Origin of the sequence: Asticcacaulis sp. (assembly GCA_024707255.1) — a bacterium.
Taxonomy (GTDB): Bacteria; Pseudomonadota; Alphaproteobacteria; order Caulobacterales; family Caulobacteraceae; genus Asticcacaulis.
Genome location: JANQAC010000002.1, coordinates 400,051 through 419,787, shown reverse-complemented (window position 1 = coordinate 419,787; position 19,737 = coordinate 400,051). Strand labels below are relative to the sequence as shown.

The 19,737-nt window shown below is 60.7% G+C and carries 21 protein-coding genes, 1 tRNA gene and 1 pseudogene; 8 read left to right on the top strand and 15 right to left on the bottom strand.

Annotated features, from left to right (window positions below):
* The first annotated feature begins 99 nt into the window (after positions 1–99).
* On the top strand, positions 100–543 hold the full coding sequence (locus NVV72_13290) for a MarR family transcriptional regulator (protein MCR6660257.1): 444 nt from the start codon (positions 100–102) through the stop codon (positions 541–543).
* 85 nt (positions 544–628) lie between these two features.
* Positions 629–2,197: an alpha-N-arabinofuranosidase gene (locus tag NVV72_13285; protein ID MCR6660256.1), complete on the top strand. Its 1,569-nt coding sequence runs from the start codon at positions 629–631 to the stop codon at positions 2,195–2,197.
* A gap of 79 nt (positions 2,198–2,276) precedes the next feature.
* Here NVV72_13285 and NVV72_13280 read toward each other — a convergent pair whose 3' ends face one another.
* From NVV72_13280 to NVV72_13265, 4 genes are all read right to left on the bottom strand, one after another.
* On the bottom strand, positions 2,277–2,771 hold the full coding sequence (locus NVV72_13280; protein MCR6660255.1) for an Hpt domain-containing protein: 495 nt from the start codon (positions 2,769–2,771) through the stop codon (positions 2,277–2,279).
* Positions 2,772–2,858: 87 nt separating this feature from the next.
* A complete protein-coding gene (locus tag NVV72_13275; GenBank protein ID MCR6660254.1) occupies positions 2,859–3,653 on the bottom strand; it encodes a PQQ-dependent sugar dehydrogenase in 795 nt (264 codons plus the stop codon).
* A gap of 7 nt (positions 3,654–3,660) precedes the next feature.
* Positions 3,661–4,518 (bottom strand): c-type cytochrome, encoded by an 858-nt coding sequence (locus tag NVV72_13270; protein ID MCR6660253.1) that lies wholly within the window; start codon positions 4,516–4,518, stop codon positions 3,661–3,663.
* On the bottom strand, positions 4,515–5,168 hold the full coding sequence (locus NVV72_13265) for a peptidoglycan DD-metalloendopeptidase family protein (GenBank protein MCR6660252.1): 654 nt from the start codon (positions 5,166–5,168) through the stop codon (positions 4,515–4,517). Before NVV72_13265 ends, NVV72_13270 begins: the two co-directional genes overlap by 4 nt.
* A 55-nt stretch (positions 5,169–5,223) precedes the next feature.
* On the opposite strand from NVV72_13265, the gene NVV72_13260 reads away from it, so the two are divergent.
* A complete protein-coding gene (locus tag NVV72_13260; protein MCR6660251.1) occupies positions 5,224–5,985 on the top strand; it encodes an rRNA pseudouridine synthase in 762 nt (253 codons plus the stop codon).
* On the opposite strand, the gene NVV72_13255 is transcribed toward NVV72_13260, so the two are convergent.
* On the bottom strand, positions 5,975–6,562 hold the full coding sequence (locus tag NVV72_13255) for an alpha-ketoglutarate-dependent dioxygenase AlkB (GenBank protein ID MCR6660250.1): 588 nt from the start codon (positions 6,560–6,562) through the stop codon (positions 5,975–5,977). The two genes, NVV72_13260 and NVV72_13255, sit on opposite strands and share 11 nt — an antisense overlap.
* A gap of 127 nt (positions 6,563–6,689) precedes the next feature.
* Here NVV72_13255 and NVV72_13250 point away from each other — a divergent pair, with 127 nt between their 5' ends.
* On the top strand, positions 6,690–7,463 hold the full coding sequence (locus NVV72_13250) for a class II glutamine amidotransferase (GenBank protein ID MCR6660249.1): 774 nt from the start codon (positions 6,690–6,692) through the stop codon (positions 7,461–7,463).
* A gap of 58 nt (positions 7,464–7,521) precedes the next feature.
* Here NVV72_13250 and NVV72_13245 read toward each other — a convergent pair.
* The 4 genes from NVV72_13245 to NVV72_13230 form a co-directional block, all read right to left on the bottom strand.
* Positions 7,522–7,608, bottom strand: a tRNA-Leu gene (locus NVV72_13245).
* Positions 7,609–7,729: 121 nt separating this feature from the next.
* Positions 7,730–8,371: a M20/M25/M40 family metallo-hydrolase gene (locus tag NVV72_13240; protein MCR6660248.1), complete on the bottom strand. Its 642-nt coding sequence runs from the start codon at positions 8,369–8,371 to the stop codon at positions 7,730–7,732.
* The gene (locus NVV72_13235; protein ID MCR6660247.1) at positions 8,349–9,179 is read right to left on the bottom strand and encodes a hypothetical protein; all 831 of its coding nucleotides are present in this window, start codon (positions 9,177–9,179) and stop codon (positions 8,349–8,351) included. The genes NVV72_13240 and NVV72_13235 overlap by 23 nt, the downstream gene beginning before the upstream one ends.
* Positions 9,180–9,194: 15 nt before the next feature.
* On the bottom strand, positions 9,195–9,986 hold the full coding sequence (locus tag NVV72_13230; protein MCR6660246.1) for a molybdopterin-binding protein: 792 nt from the start codon (positions 9,984–9,986) through the stop codon (positions 9,195–9,197).
* Between the two features lie 17 nt (positions 9,987–10,003).
* Here NVV72_13230 and sfsA point away from each other — a divergent pair, with 17 nt between their 5' ends.
* The gene (sfsA, locus tag NVV72_13225; GenBank protein ID MCR6660245.1) at positions 10,004–10,729 is read left to right on the top strand and encodes a DNA/RNA nuclease SfsA; all 726 of its coding nucleotides are present in this window, start codon (positions 10,004–10,006) and stop codon (positions 10,727–10,729) included.
* On the opposite strand, the gene NVV72_13220 is transcribed toward sfsA, so the two are convergent.
* From NVV72_13220 to NVV72_13210, 3 genes are read right to left on the bottom strand one after another with little or no spacing between them, the layout of a single operon-like run.
* Positions 10,722–11,381, bottom strand: a complete 660-nt coding sequence (locus NVV72_13220; GenBank protein ID MCR6660244.1) for a phosphatidylglycerol lysyltransferase domain-containing protein — start codon at positions 11,379–11,381, stop codon at positions 10,722–10,724. The genes sfsA and NVV72_13220 overlap by 8 nt on opposite strands.
* Positions 11,332–12,360 (bottom strand): phosphatidylglycerol lysyltransferase domain-containing protein, encoded by a 1,029-nt coding sequence (locus NVV72_13215; GenBank protein MCR6660243.1) that lies wholly within the window; start codon positions 12,358–12,360, stop codon positions 11,332–11,334. Before NVV72_13215 ends, NVV72_13220 begins: the two co-directional genes overlap by 50 nt.
* 33 nt (positions 12,361–12,393) lie before the next feature.
* Positions 12,394–13,029: an SPOR domain-containing protein gene (locus NVV72_13210; GenBank protein ID MCR6660242.1), complete on the bottom strand. Its 636-nt coding sequence runs from the start codon at positions 13,027–13,029 to the stop codon at positions 12,394–12,396.
* A gap of 86 nt (positions 13,030–13,115) precedes the next feature.
* Here NVV72_13210 and panC point away from each other — a divergent pair, with 86 nt between their 5' ends.
* Positions 13,116–13,946 (top strand): pantoate--beta-alanine ligase, encoded by an 831-nt coding sequence (gene panC / locus NVV72_13205; protein MCR6660241.1) that lies wholly within the window; start codon positions 13,116–13,118, stop codon positions 13,944–13,946.
* A 418-nt stretch (positions 13,947–14,364) separates the two neighbouring features.
* On the opposite strand, the gene NVV72_13200 is transcribed toward panC, so the two are convergent.
* Together NVV72_13200 and NVV72_13195 are read right to left on the bottom strand one after the other, a co-directional pair.
* Positions 14,365–14,787, bottom strand: coding sequence for a hypothetical protein (locus tag NVV72_13200; GenBank protein MCR6660240.1), 423 nt, complete (start codon positions 14,785–14,787; stop codon positions 14,365–14,367).
* A gap of 66 nt (positions 14,788–14,853) precedes the next feature.
* On the bottom strand, positions 14,854–15,243 hold the full coding sequence (locus NVV72_13195; protein ID MCR6660239.1) for a DUF1489 domain-containing protein: 390 nt from the start codon (positions 15,241–15,243) through the stop codon (positions 14,854–14,856).
* A gap of 113 nt (positions 15,244–15,356) precedes the next feature.
* On the opposite strand from NVV72_13195, the gene NVV72_13190 reads away from it, so the two are divergent.
* A complete protein-coding gene (locus tag NVV72_13190) occupies positions 15,357–16,205 on the top strand; it encodes a cyclic nucleotide-binding domain-containing protein (protein MCR6660238.1) in 849 nt (282 codons plus the stop codon).
* 100 nt (positions 16,206–16,305) lie between these two features.
* The gene (locus tag NVV72_13185; protein MCR6660237.1) at positions 16,306–17,169 is read left to right on the top strand and encodes a patatin-like phospholipase family protein; all 864 of its coding nucleotides are present in this window, start codon (positions 16,306–16,308) and stop codon (positions 17,167–17,169) included.
* 1,984 nt (positions 17,170–19,153) lie between these two features.
* Here the strand turns inward: NVV72_13185 and NVV72_13180 are convergent.
* A pseudogene (locus NVV72_13180) lies at positions 19,154–19,603 on the bottom strand (lysozyme).
* Between the last annotated feature and the right edge of the window lie 134 nt (positions 19,604–19,737).

Here is a 19,737-nt window from a genome sequence, read left to right as displayed (position 1 = left end):
GTCTCTGGGGTTAAATTTAATAATGAACAATTATATTGTGCGCAATTTGCTGTCAACTAAATTGTGCGCTATATATCGATAAATTTTTCCGAGACCGAAATGCCCAATACCTCCCCGCCTGAATTGAAACTGGAAAACCAGATCTGCTTCGCCGTCTATTCTGCGGCGCACGCCTTCGCGCAAGCCTACAAGCCGCACCTCGACCCAATGGGACTGACCTATCCGCAGTATCTCGTCATGCTGCTGCTGTGGGACCAGGACGGTCGCTCGGTCAACGAGATCGCCCACCCCCTGCACCTCGATTCGGGCACCCTCACCCCACTGCTCAAGCGCATGGAAAAGGCCGGGCTGGTCACGCGCGGACGTGATGCAAAGGACGAGCGCATCGTGCGCGTTCACCTGACTCCGCACGGCAAAAGTCTGAGTGAAAAAGCCCGCGCCATTCCCCAGGCCATGCTGTGCGCCTCCGGCATGGAACTGGATGGCCTCATGGCTTTGCGCGAGGAAGTCAAGGTGCTCGGCCAATCCTTACGCGAAAAATAGCCGAAAAAGACGCCTTGTCAGCCCGTTTCAATTGTCCTACAAAATAATCCAATCATAATACCGGACACCTCAGGGAGTTTTTTTCATGCGTCATCACGCTATTTCCTTAACCGCGCTCGGCCTGCTGGCTTTCGGCTGGAGCGCCGCGGCGTCTGCCGCCACCCCGGTCACCCAAGTTACGGTCGATACGACCAAGCCCGGCGCACCGATCAGCCGCCAGATCTTCGGGCAATTCGCCGAACACCTCGGCACCGGCATCTATGGCGGCATCTGGGTCGGCAAGGATCTGACCATCCCCAATACCCGCGGCATCCGTAATGATGTCGTCGCTGCCCTGAAGGCGATCAAGGTGCCGAACGTGCGCTGGCCCGGCGGCTGCTTCGCCGACGAATATCACTGGGAAAAGGGTATCGGCAAAGGCCCGCGTCCCGTCACGCTCAATTCCAATTGGGGTGGCGTGATCGAGCCCAATACTTTCGGCACCGATGAATATATGGACTTCCTGAGCCAGATCGGCGCCGAATCCTACGTCTCGGCCAATGTCGGCTCCTCCACCCCGCGCGAAACCGCCGAGTGGCTGGAATACATGACCTCGGAAAAGGAAACGAGCCTGGCCATGGCGCGCCGTGAAAACGGCCACCCGGCACCTTACGCCGTCAATTTCCTTGGCATCGGTAATGAAAGCTGGGGCTGCGGCGGCAACATGACGCCGGAACACTATGCCGACGAGTATCGCGCTTTCTCGACCTATGCCAAGAACTACAATCCCGAACAGGTCGGCGACAAGCGCATGATGAAAATCGCTTCCGGCGCCAATGTCGATGACTACAACTGGACCGAAACGGTCATGAAGGACACGCAAGGCAAGGAAATCGACGGCCTCTCCCTGCACTTCTATTCCGGCTTTGAAAACTGGCCGCCATATCAACCGGCGTCGGGTTTCGACGAAACCGAATACGCCAAGGTCATCAAGACCGCCCTGCGCATGGACGAACTGGTCACCAAGCACTCCGCCATCATGGACAAGTACGACCCACAGAAGAAGGTCGCGCTCGTGGTCGATGAATGGGGCGCCTGGCTGAAAAATGAGCCTGGCACCAATCCCGGCTTCCTCTTCCAGCAGAACTCCCAGCGCGATGCCGTCCTGGCGGCTGTGACGATCAACATCTTCACGCGCCACGCCGATCGTGTCCGCATGGCCAATATCGCCCAGATGATCAATGTCCTCCAGGCCATGATCCTGACCGATGGCGACAAGATGGTGCTGACCCCGACCTATCACGTCTTCAAGATGTACGTGCCGTGGCAGGATGCCACCTTCCTGCCGGTCACCTATGACGCCGGCACCTATAGCCACGGCGGCGTCACCCTGCCGCGCGCCGATATCGCCGCCGCGAAAGCAAAAGACGGCAAGGTCTATGTCTCGATCACCAATATCGACCCCACCCAGCCGCTGGAAGTCGACCTGGATGCCTTGGGCCTGAAGGCGAAATCTGCCTCCGGCCAGACCCTGACGGCGCCGAAGATCGACAGCATCAACACCTTCGACAAGCCCAACTCGGTCGTGCCCAAGCCCATTTCCGCCACGGCGAAGGGCGGTAAACTGGTGCTGAAACTGGCGCCGGAATCCGTTACGGTCGTTTCGCTGGACTAAGCGACAGCCTGCATAATGCAGAAAGCCCCCGCCGGTCTTGCCTGCGGGGGCTTTCTTTTTATCCAGATTCAGCGGAAAATCAGGTGTACAGGCCAGCCGCTTCGAGATGTTCCTTGACGCGCGCTTCCAGCGTCTCGGAAAGCATGACCCCGGTCGGGTGGTCCACGGTCTTGATCTGACCACGCACAATGGCGCGAATGGCGTCGAGGTGGGCTTCGACCAGTTTCCACGGCGCGATTATGCGCTTTTCTTCCTCATCGAGCATCTTGCACAGCGAACCGGCCACGCGGGTAATCAGCGGAAACCCGTAGGTCGTGCCAAGCCCCTTGAGATCATGGGCGCGATAAAAGAGCTGGTCGGAATTGACCATGTTCAGCCCTTCTTCCTTGATCCGGGCCTGAACCTCCTCCAGCTTCCTGATTTCATCCATCAACCAATCTTCAAAGTGGTTGGACAGATCGGCCAGGGCCGCCTCGGCCTTGGCGACGGCCTGGGCATCCAGTGCGCCCAGCCGTCCGCCCACCTTGGCGCGCAGGGTGTTTGGCACTTGAATAATCTGAGCTTTTTCCGGCATGGCCATTACAGGTAAACCTTCTACGCAAATCGAATGAACCGACGTTATACGAAGGTCATTTAAGAACCGCTAATGCGCCGGAAATTTCTATTCAGGCGCCACGCGCCAGATACGGTTGCCCGCATCGTCCGACACATAAAGCGCGCCATCCGGCCCGATCGCCACACCGACCGGACGCCCCGAAACGTGCCGGTCATCGAGAATGAAACCGGTCAGGAAGTCTTCATATTCGCCGGTCGGCCGGCCGTCCTTCATACGGGCAATCACCACTTTCGACCCGGTACGCGCCGCACGGTTCCATGAGCCATGCAGGGCGATAAAGGCCGCACCGTCATATGGCGGCGGGAAAGCGGAGTCCGCGCCCGCCGGCGCCTGGTAAAAGGTAAAGCCCAGCGGCGCCGAATGCGACACGAACAGGGTATCGGGCAGGCTGACCTTGCCTTTCAGGTCCGGGCGCATCCCCGCCTGGCGCGGGTCTTCATGATCGCCGAGATAGTACCACGGCCAGCCGAAGAACTGCCCATCGGCTATGCGCGTGAAATAGTCCGGCACGAGATTGTCGCCCAGCATGTCGCGTTCATTGGTGGTGCAATAGAGATCATCTGTGCCCGGCCTGAAAGCCAGGCCGACACAATTGCGGATGCCGGTGGCGAAGACATGCCGGTCGCTGCCGTCGACCCTGAAACGCAGGACCAGTGCCCGCCCCGCCTCGCTGCCCCAGCTTTCGCCCAGGGCATGACCGGCGATGAAGCCCTTCGGCGCCTTGACGATGCCTTCGGCAACATTGCTGGCGGAACCAATACTGACATACATATATTTGCCGTCGCCTGAGAAAGCGATATCGCGCGTCGAATGGCCGCCGGTCGTCGAGAGATCGGCCACCACCGTCTCAGGTTTGCCGCCAGCAATTGGAATGCGCACTACCGAACCGACATTGGCGATATAGACGTAACCGTTCAGGAAGGCGATGCCGAAGGGCTGGTTCAGGCCCTCCGCAAAGGTTTCGCGCGTGGCACTGAGCCTGCCGCCCTGATTTAGGAACACGCTGATACGGCCCCGGCCGGATTCTGACCACATAAAGATCGCCATTTGGCGCGGTGCGCATATTACGCGGCCCGTCCAGGTCATTCGAGAACAGCGACACGGTAAAACCGGCGGGCGCCTTCGGCAGGAAGGCTGGCGATGGCGCGACATATTGCGCGCTGTTGCCGGCTGAATTGGTAGCGAAGGGCTTTGGCAAATCCGCCACCGTTACCCGGTGCAGCACGCCCGGCGCATCCTTGCGCCAATCGAGATTGTCATTACCGCTTACGGGACCATCGGCCGGCACGACCGCTTTAGCAGCAGGCGTTTTGCCATTCAGACTTGTCAGATAGGCGATCAGGTTGCGGCGATCGGTGGCGTTCGGCACATTGACAGGCATCTGCGTGCCCGGCATGGCCTGCTGCGGATCGGCCAGGAAGGCATCGAGATTGCTCTCACCCCAGGTCTCGCCGCGGCCGCGCGCCGCTTTCAGGGCGTCAGAATAGTCAAAGCCCGCCGCACCGCCGATCTTGCGGCCGACAACACCAAACAGGGGCGGTCCCTGAAAATCGCCCATGGACGGGCTGGCGTCGTGGCACAGCGCGCAATTGGCCGCGAAGACCGCCTTGCCCGCCGCGATCTGCTGAGGCGATGCCGCTTTTGAGCAGGCCGGCAGGGTCAGGGCCATCAGCAAGCACAGGCCGGCCAGCAGGGGCCTTATCAAATCCCCAGCAACGGGGCGGGGTCGGGACAGATTTGTTTCCATTGTTCGCGCTCGCTCTTTTTGAAGACGCCAGGATAGTCGCCTCGCTTGCCCTGCATGTCGAGGATAAGCTGGAAATGCAGGTGTGGCGGCCAGTCACCATTTATCGCCGCCTCACCCAGTCGCGCCACCTCCTCGCCCGCCGCCACAGGCTTTCCGGCAAACAGACCGTCCAGGCTGTCGCGGCTCAGGTGACCATAGAGCGTGTAAAAAATCAGTTCTGACGTGACTTTGTGTTCGAGAATGATCGTCGGGCCATAGTCTTTCGGATTGGCATTGTCCTGGAAGCTGTGGACGCGGCCCGCCAGCGGCGCGAAAACAGGTGTGCCGGCGGCGTTAAACAGATCGATTCCGAGGTGGATGGTGCGCGGCTCGGCGCCATCTTGCGCTTCAAATACCGGTCCGGAATAGATGGCCCGTTCCTCGTCATAACCGCCGACCAGCACCCCCTTGGCCAGAACGGCATCTCCCGGCAGGCTGTTTTTCAAGCCCAGCTTCAGCGCCCCTTCGGCATCCAGGCGGATCGGCTCAAAGTATGTGTGCAGCCCACGCATGATCTCGGCACGCGGCGGCGCGGTTTTCAGCCAGTCGGAATAAAGCGTATAAGTCATCCGGCCGAGCCTAGCCCAGACTTGCCCGCCCGGCAATCAGGCTGTAGGAAGCCGCATGTCCATAAGCAAAACATATGATGGCGATGAGCCGGTACGGGTCAACAAGTGGCTGGCCCAGAGCGGTGTGTGTTCGCGGCGCGAAGCCGACAGCCTGATCGCGGACGGGCTGGTTAAAATCGAAGGCGTGACCATCACCTCCGCCGGCCACAAGATCGAACCGGGCCAGACTTTGACGCTCGATCAGGGCGGTGCGGCAGCGCTCGATGCCCGCATGACCATTCTCTATCATAAGCCGGTCGGCATTGTTTCCGGCCAGCCGGAGCCGGGTGAAACGCCGGCTATCCGCATGATCCGCCGCGCCAATGTCTTCGGACCGGCCGATGTCTATCCCGATCAAAACAGCAAGCTGGCGCCGGTTGGCCGACTTGACAAGGATTCGCGCGGCCTCCTGATCCTCTCCGAAGACGGCGTTCTGGCCAAGGCGATCATCGGGCCGGAAAGCGACCTGGAAAAGGAATATCGTGTCACTGTCCGCGGACCGATCTTCGAGGAAAAGCTGAAATGGCTGCGTCACGGCCTCGAACTTGACGGTCGCAAACTGAAGCCCGCCAAGGTCGTCCAGACCGGCGACCAAACCCTGACCTTTATCCTGAAAGAAGGCCGCAACCGCCAGATCCGCCGCATGTGCGACATGTGCGAACTGCGGGTGATCGATCTTTACCGCGTCCGCATAGGCAGTTTACGCATCGGCAATCTGCCGGAAGGCCAGTGGCGCTTTATCACGCCGGAAGAACGCGCGGCCCTGGTCAGGGGCTGACATATCTGAAGGTCACCGACAGCCGCCTTTGGCGCGGCAATATTAGCCCGCCTACCCTGTCCGTCTTGCGCCCGGTAATGCCGTGCATCCATTTCTCCCGCGCCTCGCCCTGCATGGTCAGCAGGCTGCGCGGATAGAGATATTGCGTGCGCGGGGCGTGGCCCAGCCGCGTGAAGTCCATCGTGATCGGTGATCCTAGGCTGATAATGGCCACGGATTTAATCCGCTCGGTATCCCGGTCCTTATGGACGCCGATTCCCTGCCCCGGATGATATTCATTGATCAGGGCCCGTTCCGGCACACCGGCGAAAATACCGTCCTCGTGAAGACGCTTTGCCAGCCAGCGCAGCCAGTCCGGCATGGGCTGCGGCCGGTATTCTTCCGGCCCGCCATAAGCCGTGTCGTCCGGCGCCCAGCCATACCATTGCCGCCGGCGCAGGAGCTCCATCGACCACGGCTGTTTGTCGACTTCCCGGATCAGGTCTGCCTCTTCTTCAGGCGTGATATAGTCATCCCGGTAATTCAGGCCGGGCACCCGGTCGTCTTCAAACAGGGACAGGTTCGGCCAGGCAGACATTCAGCGCTCTCATTTTAAGAACAAAATAAGAACATTTATTCAGGCCGGAATCAAGGCTTCTGTGGCGAAGCCTGAGCATCTGTGCTTTTAGATTGACGCCACTCAGCTTTTTCCCTGACGAGCCCCCATGTGCGAACTTCTGGCGATGAGCGCCAATGTCCCGACCGATGTGCGTTTCAGCTTCGCCGCCCTGTCGCAGCGCGGCGGCGCTACGGGGGCGCATACCGATGGCTGGGGCATCAGCTTCTATGAGCAGAAGGGCTGCCGCAGCATCCATGATCCCAATCCGAGCGCCCATTCGGAACTGGCGCGCTTCATCAAATCCTATCCGATCAAGAGCCTGATCGTCATTGCCCATGTGCGCAAGGCCAATCGCGGACGGGTGGTGCTGGAAAATACCCATCCGTTCAGCCGCGAACTGTGGGGCTGCGCCTGGAGTTTCGCCCATAACGGCCAGTTGAAAGGCATCAAGAAGCGGCCCCTCACCTTCTATACGCCGATCGGCACCACCGACAGCGAACACGCCTTCTGTTGGCTGCTCGATCGGTTGCGCACCCTGTATCCGAAGCGCCCGTCCGACCCGGTGCTGGCCCGCGCCATAGCGGACTTGTTCGCCGACCTGCGCGGCCTGGGGGTATTCAATGCCCTGCTGAGCGACGGCCGCGCCCTCTATGCCAGTTGCTCGACCAAACTCTGCTATGTCGAGCGCCGCGCGCCTTTCGGCCCCGCCAGCCTGATCGACGAGGACATGGAGGTCGATTTCGCTCAGGAAACGACGCCGGACGACCGCGTGGTGATCCTGGCATCAACGCCTCTGACACGAAACGAGACATGGGTGCATGTAAAGCCCCAAACCACGCTGGTGGCGCGCAATGGTGCGATAATAAAAACGTTCGGATGAAACACTGACAGCGGCATCTGCGCTGTCAAACTTATGGATCCAGGGGGCTTGCCCCTGGTGGTGCGGCCAGCCGGGGTCGAACCGGCATAGGATTGCTCCTGGCAGATTTTAAGTCTGCTGCGTCTACCAATTTCGCCATGGCCGCATGTCCAGGCAGGCAGGGGGATGCTTCTGCCTGAAACGAAGGGAGTCGTAAAGTGGAGATTGCCCCCTCCGGCGCGACAAGCGCGCCACCTCCCCCGCTGTGCAGGGGAGGAGAATAAACCCTACTTCGCGTCCTTCGGCGGCAGTTTGAAGCGGACATCGGTATTGGCCATCAGCCACAGGGTGGCGGTCCAGGCAGCGACGTTCTGGCTCAGTTGTTGCGGATCGACGCGATCCAGCGTGTCGTTCGGCGTGTGGTGGGTATCGAAATAGCGATAGCCGTCCTGATTGAGATCGAAGGCCGGCACGAAATCGTTCATGGCGCCTGAATCTTCACCGCCGTGCGGCGTGGCCTTGGTATCCTGGTAGATGCCCAGCGGATAAAGCAGGTTGCCGAGTTGGGTGACAAAGGCAGCGTCATCGGTCGCCATAAGGGAGAAATTGTTGATCCGGTCGGCCCCAAAATCGGATTCGGCGTGCGCCACATAGTTCGCCAGTTCGGCCTTGTGCGCCTCGCGGAAAGCGCCGCCGCCGGTCTCGGTGGTATCACCCGCCGGTTGCGACACCTCCTCCGAGCCCCAGAAAACGACGCGGATGGTGCGCTTCGGCTTGAGATTGTGATCGATCATCACCTTGGCGGCCGCCATGGTGATGGCGATGCCGGAACCATCATCAATGGCGCCGGTGCCCTGGTCCCAGCTATCGAGGTGGCCGCCGACCACGATGGTTTCCTCAGGCTTTTCAGACCCGACCAGATCGGCCACCACGTTCTGCGACGTCTTGAGCCCCGGGGAACTGGCCGGTCGTCTTCATATGGATGCGGACCGGCCCGCCCTTCCCGGCCTTTTGCAGCGCTTCGATGCGGCTAAGCTGGGAGGCGTCCGGCGCGCTGATCGCCATGGCCGGGATGCCCTTGCCATCCGACCAGGCCGAGGCGCCGGCGTGGGGGAAGCGATTGCCATCGGTGCTTAAGGAACGCATGACAAACCCGACCGCGCCGCGCTTTTGCGCCTCCATCGGTCCCTTGGCGCGTACCGTCCCCGACATGCGGCCATAGCCGGAGCCATTGCTGGCCTTGGCCATAGGTTGCAGGATGACCACGATTTTGCCGGTTACATCTGCCGTGGAATCGAGGAATTCCTGGTACGTATCAAACATCACAGCTTCCGCATCGACCTCGCCGGCCGTGGTGCCGCCGAGCGACACCCCGACCATCGGCTGGGCGAATTCACCGGTGATGGCGATGGTTTCCGGCCCGCCACGCGCCCAGACATGAAGCGGGAAGGTCTCGATGTGGACGTTCTGGAAGCCCAATTCTTTGAGGTGCCCCGCCGCCCATTCCGCCGCCTGTTTCTCGCGCTCGCTGCCGGCCGGGCGTGGCCCGAACCGCGTTGTCAGTTCGGAGAGGAAGTCATAGGCGACATTGGATTTCAGCGCGTCATCACGCAGGGCGGCCGCCTGAACCTCGACCGGCACCGGTGGGGCCGCCACGGGCGCGGGCTTTGGCCTGGCCATAACCGGCAGGGCGCTGAAAGCGAGAATGGCGGCAAGGCCGGTGACAGCTAACTTCATAGGAACTCCTCAGAATTACGCAGTAATTTCTTCAAAACTGGCCAGCGGATTGCGCGCCTTGCCGGCCTCCACCACCGAGACTAGCGCCGCTTTCAGTTCATTCGTGGCAGCATCGACCTGTTCGGCATCGCGGCCACGCACCACAAGCTGAGTGCCGAATTCGCCATTGAGTGACAGGCCGTAAGGGTAGCTCCCGAGCGACAGGTCCGGATAGCGCCCGTTGATCTCACGCAGGGCGTCGGCCGCCGCGCTTTCGCCGACATAGGACAGCTTGACGGTACGCGACAGCACACGCGCGCCGGTGCGCAGACGCGGCGCCACGTCTTCCAGCATGGCCTCCATGATCTTGGGCACGCCGGCCATGACGAACACATTGCCCAACTGGAAGCCAGGGGCGGCCGAAACCGGATTTTTGATCAGTTCCGCGCCATGCGGAATGCGCGCCATACGGCGGCTGTTCTCGTTCAGCGTCCAGCCCATGGCGATGGAGCGTTCCGTCAGGAGCTTCAGCGCCGCCGGGTGTTCGCTGATATCGACGCCGAAGGCTTTCGCCAGGCAGTCAGCAGTGATGTCATCGTGCGTCGGGCCAATGCCGCCGGTCGTGAAAACGTAGTCATGAACATGACGCAGCGCGTTCACCGTCTCAATGATTTGCACCTCATCGTCGTGCACCACCCGCGCCTCCTTCAGGTCGATGCCTAGTGAAACGAGGAATTTGGCGATTGTGTTGATATTGCTGTCAGTGGTACGCCCGGACAGGATCTCGTCGCCGATAATCAGGATGGCGGCGGTCGGATTGGTCGTCATGGGAAGGGACTCCAGTGGTGTCAGATTCGCTTATCGGCATGAGCGGGCTTATAAGAGGGCGGCTTCTCAGCAGATACAAGCGTTTCTTCGCCGATATCGAACTCGATACCGAAGAAACCATTACAGCACACTGTCCGAATCCCGGCAAGATGCTGGGCCTGCTGGATGCCGGCACGCCGGCACTGGTCACACACCTCAATGATCCGAAGAAAAAGCTGCAATACCGGCTGGAGGCGCTGAAAGAACACGGGGCCGAAAACGGCATCTGGGTTGGCGTCAATACCCAGTGGCCCAACCGGGTCATCCCCCTGGCCATTCGGGCCGGATTGATCCCGCAACTGACCGGTTACACCACGATCCAGCCGGAGAAAAAATATGGCCATAATTCGCGCATCGATCTTTATGCCAGCGGCCATGCCTGTCTGCCGGACGCCTATATCGAGATCAAGAATGTCCATTTCTCAAGGCAGCCGGGTCTGGCGGAATTTCCCGATTGCGTGACGGAACGCGGCGCCAAGCATCTTTATGAACTGATCGAAATGGTGAAAAGCGGTTACCGCGCCGCTGTCGTTTTCTGCGTCCAGCGCGATGACTGCCAGCGTTTCGATATCGCCCGCGACTGCGATCCCGGTTTCGGCCATGCCTATGACGCCGCCCGCGACGCCGGCGTGGAATTTATCGCCACCGGCTTTGGCTTTTCCGAGGCGGGCCTGCGCCTGGCCCAGGCCCTGGATATCACCTGACGCGCTTGCCGTGTCCAGGTTTCCTGGAACCGAGCGCCACCACCGCCAGCAGGGCCGGCATCAGGGCGGCTTCCTGACCGGGCACGGCGAAATAGCGCGGCTCCCAGTCCGGTTTGAATTTTTCCTTGTAGGCGCGCAGGCCCTCAAAATTATAAAAATCACCGCCGAATTGATAGATGACCGAGGCGATCTTGTACCAGGCGCGGCTGAGCGGCTTGGCCTCCAGCCCGGCCAGGGGCGCCATGCCCAGCGAGAAATGGCCATAGCCCTGCTCACGGCTGTAAGCGATCAGTTGCAGGAACAGGTATTCCATGATGCTCGGCGGCGAGGCCGGATCGTAACGCATCAGGTCCAGCGTCAGCAGAGTCTTGTCCTGGGTTGGCCACAGATTGGCGAAGGCCATGATCTCGCCTTCCAGCCGCACCACCGCTACCGGAGTCAGGCGCATGTAATCGGCCTTAAAGGAGCCAAGCGAATAGCTCTTTTCCTTTGCCGACTTGGTCTTGAGCCATTCATCGGATACCTGTTTCAGACGCGGGATATGCGGCTCCAGGTCTTCGGGCGCAATGACCTCAAAGGTGGCGTTCAGTCCCTCGAAGCGCTTAAGGGTTTGGCGGAAGCCGTAACCCTTTTGCCGGCCAGATCGAAGCAACGGACATCGACCATGGCCTCCTCGCCGATCTTGTACGGCCACAGGCCAAGATCCAGCACCAGGGCAGCAGCGCCGGACTGACCTGATAGAAGCTGAGGCGGGCATTGGCCATGGCGGCCATTTCCTTCAGTTCCCAGCACAGCGCCGCCGCTTCCGCCTGGGGGCCGACCGGCTCGCCCATCACCACCCATTGCTTGCCGGAAACGCCGTACATGATGAAGGCGGTGCGGGCGTCATTCCACAGGATTTGCTTGTCACGCAGCAGGGCCAGCCAGGCTTGCGGGTTAGACGCGCCGGAGACCACCTGTTTCAGCGTTTCCATGTCCGCCACGTCCGGTACAGGCGGCGTCTGGCGGGCGATGCCGAACAGGCGATAAAGCGTGATCAGCGTAATGGTGACGATGATGACGACGACGCCGCGCAGAAAGCGCGAGGTATTGGCGCGATAGGAAAAGTCGATCCACATGGAGTGGGCATAGGGCACATGCTGATAGACGTAAAAACCGCCCCAGATGATCAGACCCAGGGTGAACAGGCTGGTGAAAGCCCACAAGGGGTTGATCGACAAGCTGAGCAGGTTCGAGCGCCGGTTGAAAGCCCCCTTGCACGGGATGAGTAACAGGGCGCAGATCGTCAGCAGCACCGCATTGATCAGGGCCAGTTCGCGGGTCAGCGAGAGCACCGCCGCCGCGCAGAACAATCCGATAGCCAGATACCAGGCGGATTCAATGCGCTCCCACAGGGCGCGCGCCAGGAAGATCATCATGACGCCGATGACCAGGCCGATAATGTGCGAGAATTCAACCAGCCCCAGCGGCAGCCATTTCTGCACCATCGGCATGACGGCAGGATCGATGGGGGTCAGGATCGACAGCAGCAACAGGGTGCCAGCGGCGAACATGACGGTGGCGAACACCGCCGGGATCATCCGCGTGGCGAAGTCGAACAATATATGGTTGAGATTCGCCTTTGCCGTCATGCGTGGCTATTCACCACAATTCGCGGCCAAGGTCTAGCTGGCCTTGCTACACCAGCTATCGCGGATATCCAGTTGCAGGCACAGCGAATGCGCCTGGTCTTCGCTGGCCACCGGCCCGACCTTCAACCGCACCATGGATTTGCCGGAAGCGGTGGTGATTTTCTGGTAGACGGGATGATACTGCTCGACGCCGGGATAGCGCGCCTGCAGGCCGAGCCAGGCGTTCTGTGCCGCTTCCGCCGTTCCGAACGAGCCGATCTGAATCACGCGATTGCCGCGCGTGGTCACCACCTTCGTCACCGGCTGCGGCGCCGACGGAGAGGCCGTATCACCCGTTTCCAGCGGCGCATTCGCCTCAGTCGGCATTTTGAGCGGGTCGACTATGGCAATCTTAAACTTCGGTTTGGCGATCGGACCATCGCCATCATGCAGCAGACCGCCCTTGCCGACCGTCAGATCCCTGGCTGTATTGACGACAAGCTGAACATCTTCCTTGCTCAGGCTTTTCGCATCCGCACCGGCCGGCTTGCCGCTGTCATCGACCGGAATTTCCTTGATCTTCGCCAGGGATTCTTTGAGATTCTGGTTGTCGCACGCCGTCAGGCTGGCGGCACACATCGCCGCAGCGCACAAAATGAGAGCTTTACGAAAGGGGTCAAGATCAGTCATAAGGCCGATTATGCGCAAGACCCGCAAAAATAGGGTTAGCGAATATGGTTAATAACGGACAGTTGATTATGCCGGATACCGCCCCAATGCCCCCCAAAATCGTACTCAATACTGCCCGAACCCTGCCTGCTTTAAAAGCAGAACTGGCCGACTTGCGTGCCGGCGGCGCCACCATCGGCTTTGTGCCCACCATGGGCGCCCTGCATGACGGCCATCTGGCCCTGGTGCGCCACGCCAAATCCCTGTGCGACAAGGTGGTGGTGTCGATCTTCGTCAATCCGCTGCAATTCGCCCCGACCGAAGACCTCGACCGCTATCCCCGCGACGAGGCAGGCGATATCGCCCGCCTGCAAAGCGTCGGTTGTGACCTGGTCTATTTACCGACCGTCGGTGTACTCTATCCGAAAAACTTCGTCAGCCGCATTGAAATGAACGGCCCGGCGCTGGGCCTTGAAACCGATTTCCGTCCGCAGTTCTTCTCCGGCGTCGCCACGGTTGTGTCCAAGCTTTTCAATCAGGTCCGCCCGGACGTGGCCGTTTTCGGTGAAAAGGACTTCCAGCAACTGGCCGTCGTCCGCGCCATGGTGCGTGACTTTGACATGGGCATCGAGATCGTCGGAATGCCGACCGTGCGCGAAGCCGATGGCCTCGCCCTCTCCTCGCGCAATGCCTATCTTTCTTCGGAAGAACGCGCCATCGCCCCGAAACTGCATCAGGCGCTGGAAGCCATCCGTGATGGTGCCGATATCGAACAGGCGAAAACCGATCTGCAAGCTGCCGGTTTCGGCCAGATCGACTACATCGCCCTGCGCGACGCCGATACGCTGGGCGATATCACGCCGGAGACGACGTCCCGCCGACTGCTCGCCGCCCTCTGGCTCGGCAAGACGCGTTTGATCGATAATCTCGCGGTTTAGACCGTGGTCGCCTAACAGGCCAGTGCGGAAACATGCCCCTGCGCGGCGTAGTCCAGTATAAGCCGGTCGCGTCACGATGGTCATGCCCAGTTCGCGTGCGGTGGCAATAATAATGCGGTCGGCCGGATCGCGGTGCAATTTTCCGGGTAAGCCGGATGAAGCGATTAAGGTTTCCGGTGTCATCTTCGCCAGTTCCATGGCCTCAGTGGCCAGAAGGCTCTTAAACCACGCGCCCGGACTGGTCACCGATGGGATACGCCCGCGTGAAACGAGCAAACCCATTTCCCACGCCGTAATTGGCGACACCAACAGGTTTTCGCCGCGCTCATAGGCGGCAACCATGGCAGCCATGCTTTCCCTGGAGAAGGCGGCCCGTTCCATCAACCAGATGGCGGCGCAGGTATCGAGCAGAAGCGGCCTATCCACGCGGACGGCCGTATTTTTCATCCAGAAAATCAGCCCAATCCGGATCGGCCGGCTGTGTCAGGTCGAGATCTTTCGGGATCGTCAGCATCCCCTTCATGGCGCCCCAGGCCGGATGCACCTTGACATAGTCCGGATGGCTCGGCGCGGTTTTTACAATCGATTTCATGACGGGTTTCTTTGTGCGTTTGAAGGTCAGTTTTTCAGCGGCCATATCGACCTCTGCCGTTTCAAAGCCGGCGTCGATCCAGGCGCGCGTCATGACGTTATTGCTGGTATTGTTGCTCCACCACGCCCGCTGTCTACGCGAACTGGGCGGCAGCTCAAACCCAAGCACGTGCTCGATTTCCGAAAAACCCATCGGAACTTCATCACCGCTCTGCTTCAGGTAATCTTCCAGTGGATCATACTTACTCATCGCGAAGTCTCCATTTGCGCGCAATATATCACATTTACACGCAAAGGTAAACACACTGTTTGTTACCTACCACACACCCGCTTCCTTCAGGGCCCTCATCATATCGGGCGGCAGGTCGGTTACGCCCTCGATAATGTCGCGCGGCGCATCTTCAGGCTTCAGGTAACGCCAGCCCTGGAAGGCCCGGCGCGGTTGGGCCTCGGTCAGGATATTCTTCGTGCGCAAACCAATCCGCCAGTGATCGGCTTCCTCGTCGAACGAAACGATCTCGCGCCGGCACAGGATCACGCCCTTGATCACCCAATAGAGCGAACCGCCCTGCAGCAGTTCCTCCCAGCGCGTCGGGCGGTTGCGCGTATGGATGTAGGAGATTTCCCCGCGCGATTTTTCCCAGCGCAACAGGTCATCGAGGCTGTCGGCGCCGACGCATAATTTTACCAGATGAATATCACTCAAGGGGACTGTGGCCTTAACACCGTTAAAAAAGAAGCTTAAATATTTAGAAGCAAATCGGGCGCACTTCTATAGTTAAAGTGCGTACCGGCGATAATGAGGTTTTGCGTTTACGGATGGCCAAGGACACCCCCTCCCTGCAAGCGGCGCTGGAAAGCCTGTTCGGCACAGCCCTGGGCCAGAGCGCCAGCCTGATCTCCCTGCCCGGCGGCTCGCGCCTGTTCAGCGCCGGTGATGATTCCGACCACCTCTATCTGCTGCGGTCCGGCCGGCTGGGTGCCTTCCGCCATGACGAGGACCACGACGAACTCTCCCTGATCGGCATTATCCGCCCCGGCGAACCGGTCGGTGAAATGTCGCTGATCGCCGGCACCTCACACAGCTCCACGGTCATGGCCCTGCGCGATTCCGACCTTCTGGCCATGCCGCGCGATGCCTTTTTCGCCGCCATGGAATCGCGTCCGGAACTGACGCTCGCCCTGGCCCGCAAGATGATCGAGCGCGCCCGGCGCGAAACACCCAATGTCACGCCCAATGTCTTTGCCTTCTATGCCATATGCGACCAGCCAATCCGCCCGCTGATCGAGCGCATCGCCGTGCAGATACGCGCACTCGGCTATACGGTGGCCATCATCGACAAGACGTTCCACGGCACCGCGCCCGAAGCCTTCAGCCAGATCGAGGCCGAGAACGATTATGTGCTGCATGTCGCCGAATGCCATGAAAGCCACTGGCGGCTTTTGAGCGCCCGTCAGGTCGATCATGTGTTCCTGCTGGCCAATGCCGAACGGCCGCCAGACGCCCTGGCCAGCGCCTGGGAAAAATCACTGCTTCATCGCGCGCCCGACCTGATCCTGCTCTATCCGAACGACATCCGGCCGCATATCCCCTGGCCGCACAAAAGCCTGGCTGAATGTCATCGAGCCGACGCGCTGGTTCCATACCCACCCGGACAATGTCAATGATGCCGCCCGCCTGGCGCGCATTGTCACCGGCCATAGCGTCGGCGTCGTCTTTTCCGGCGGAGGGGCGCGCGCCTTTTCGGAAATCGGCGCCATTCAGGCCCTGCGCGAGGCGCATATCCCGGTCGATTTCGTCTGCGGGTCGTCCATGGGCGCCATTCTCGCGGCCAGCCTGGCGCTCGGCTGGGACGAGGCCGAAATCGACTGGCGTATCCGCGACGCCTTCGTCAATTCCTCGCCGCTCGATGACATCGTGATGCCGTTTATCTCGATGGTCTCCGGGGCCAAGGTCGACAAACGGCTGGAGAAGCATTTCGGCGATGTCCAGATCGAGGACATGCCCATCCCCTTCTTCTGCCTGTCGTCCAACCTGACCACGGGCGTACTGAAGGTCCACAAGACCGGAACCTTGCGCCGGGCCCTCAGGGCCTCCATTTCCCTGCCGGGCGTCCTGCCGCCGGTGGTGGAGGATGGCGAAGTGCTGGTCGATGGCGCCGTAATGCGCTCCTTCCCCGCCACCATGATGCGCAATACGCACCTGGGCACGGTCATCGGCGTAGATGTTACGCGGGCGCGCGGTCTGGACCCGCGGGCGCTGGTCATCCCGAAAAACCTCGGCTCGTGGTTTGCCAAGGGCGACTGGCGACGCGGCCCGCCCATTGTTTCGGTGATGATGCGCTCGGCCACCATTATCACCGCCGCCGACCTGGCGCTTTCGCGCGCCGCCACTGACCTTTTGATTATCCCGGAACCGGAAGGCGTCGAGATCCGTGACTGGAAAGCCTATGACAAGGCGGTGGAGAGCGGCTACCAGACCACCGTGGCCACCCTGGCGCAACTGGATTCGCCGGTGACGACCTTGCGCAAGCTGGGCAAGAGCGTGCACCCGAATATCCCGGCCTTCACGCCGGATGACAGCTATATGGCGGTTGCCGTCGAGCCCCCGGAAAAGCTGGGGCGGAAATAAAACTCCAAATATCTCTCGATATTTGGCAAGGGCGACCGCCCGCCCGAGCTTTTGCGAGGAGCCATGCGGCGCTTGAGCTAAATCAGTCTTTCAAACCGCCCAGACGTTTCAGGATCAGCCACACCGAAATCGACACAAACAGGATGCCAAGCGCGGCGGTGCCGATGGAAATAAAGGTATAGGTATCGACCATGCCGTTGCGGATGACGGTCTGATCGTGCGTCGCCTGCCACCAGGCGCCCGTTGCGGCGCCAAGGCACCCCAGGCCAATACCACTGATGGTGATCAGCCACAGGGTCTTCATGATCATCTGCCACAGGGTCTCATGTGGCTCATCGGCCTCTTCGGCGGACAGGGCGATGCGGTCGCCGTTCATCATCCAGGATTCGTTGTCATCCTCATAGGCAGCGGTCTGGAAATTCGATGACGGACCGGCGCGCAGGAAGGGCTGTTCCGGCTCCGTCCTTTGTGGCGTTGCCTGCGGCGCCTGATAATCCTGCGGCAGCGGACGCTGAAGCTGTTCGCGCCAGTTCAGGCCCGCCATTTCCGCCGCAATCGGGGCATTGGATGGCGCCGACAGATCGACCGGCGCGGGACGCGGTACTTCGACCAGGGTTTCCGTTGCCGCCGCGATCACGGGGGCGGCAACCGGGATTGGCTTTGCGTAAGGGTTCAGCGCGGTTATCACCGGCGGCGGCATGGTCGAGGCCGAACCGATCGGGCTGAAATCCACTACCGTCGGCGCTGCTTCCGGCTCAGGGGTTTCTGACACAGCTTCCGCGCGTGACGAAATTTCAAATGGCGCCGATTCAGCGCTCGAGGGCGAAATGACGCTATGATTGGTAAATTCGACGTCGGGCTGTGCCGCCGGTGTTACCACTGGTGCGGGTTGGGACGCAGATTGTGGTGCAGATTGTGGGTCTGGCGCCGGCTTCGGGAAAGGCCCGGCCAGCGGACGGCCCAGATTGCCGCCGCCATAAGGCGAATACAGCCGCATCAGGGCGGCAGCGGCTTCGGCCTTGCGCGCCTTTTCCGCTTCGTCATCGGCAGGAGGCACAGACTGCGCCGCCGCTTCCCGATCACGCTTTTCCTGCTCAAGGCGGGCTTGTTCAAGTTTGGCTTGTTCAAGTCTGGCCTGTTCAAGACTGGCCTGCTCCGCTTGCGCGCGTTCGGCGGCCTGACGTTCGGCCTCTATGCGCGCCTGCTCCAGCCGCATATTTTCCTGACGCTCGTTTTCAACTCGCTCCGCCTCCGCACGCTCCGTTTCCAGGCGCTCGCGTTCCAGTCGTTCCGCTTCGATGCGCGCCTGTTCCAGACGGACCTGTTCGAGCCTTATCTGCTCCTGGCGCACGGCTTCGGCGCGAATGGACGCGAGACGGGCGGCCTCGGCCTGCTCGGCTTCGATACGGGCCTGCTCCAGGCGCCACTGTTCCAGGCGTTCTTGCTCAACTCTGGCCTGTTCAAGTCTGGCCTGCTCGATGCGCGCGGCTTCAAGCCGTTGTTGTTCCTGGATGCGCGCCTCTTCGCGCAGCCGCGCCGCTTCAGCGGCACGGGCCGCCGCCAGGGCCTCGGCCTCTCTCTGCATTTCAAGCCGCTGAGTTTCGAGTCTCTGGGATTCGAGTCTTTGGGCTTCAGCCCGCTCGGCTTCGATACGCAGGGCTTCCGCGCGCAGGGCCTCTGCCCGCTGCGCCTCTTCCAGTCGCCTTTGTTCGTCCTGGGCACGGGCGATGGCGGCCTGAATATCTATGCTCGTCCTCGGTTCAGGCACAGCCGGCGGCACCGGCGTACCGGCAAAGCCCTGGGGCAGGCTTTCCACAACGGTTTCCGACGGCGCAGGCGTGCCCAGATCGATGACCTGGCGCTCTGTTGCGGCCGGGGCCGGCGAGGCATACGGATTTATATAGCTGGCCTCAGGAGTGGCTGCCGGCGGCCGCAAATCTTCAACCGGCCGACCGAGTGTGGCGGCCTGATGGCTGACCTCTTCCGGTGTCAGGAACATATCTTTTTCGGCGGCACGGCGTCGGATCAGCGGCGCCAGTACATAGGTCTGGCCGTTGAACTCCGCCGAACGCCAGCTATCCATAGCCAGCGCCGCCTCGGCGTAACGACCTTCATTAATGCGCTTGAGCACGGTCGACTGGGCGAAATTCTCGGCACCGATATTGAAGCAGAAGGACACCAGCGCATCGAACTGGTTCTGGTTCAGTGGCACGAGTACCAGATTGTTGATGGCGTCCACCACCGGCAGTAAGTCGAAGCGCAACAGGGCGTCCGCGTCTTCCTGCGTAACCCTGGCCCCCTCGCGGGCAGAAAAAGTGTGACCATAACCCAGGGTCCAGCGACCATCGGGCAAACGGGCGGCGCTGGTGCGCAGCCCTTCAAAACTCTTGATGAGCTCAACCCCCGCGCGGGAAACTTTTTGACGCGCTCTCATCCGTAATCCCAGTCCCTGAACCTGGCCCCAGATTAGACATCAAAGGGCCGAACACCACAGGCGGCAACCGCCCGATTGCCCCAAAACAAGACAGTTTTCGAGCCTTGTGTTCCAATCTAGCAAACCACAGACCA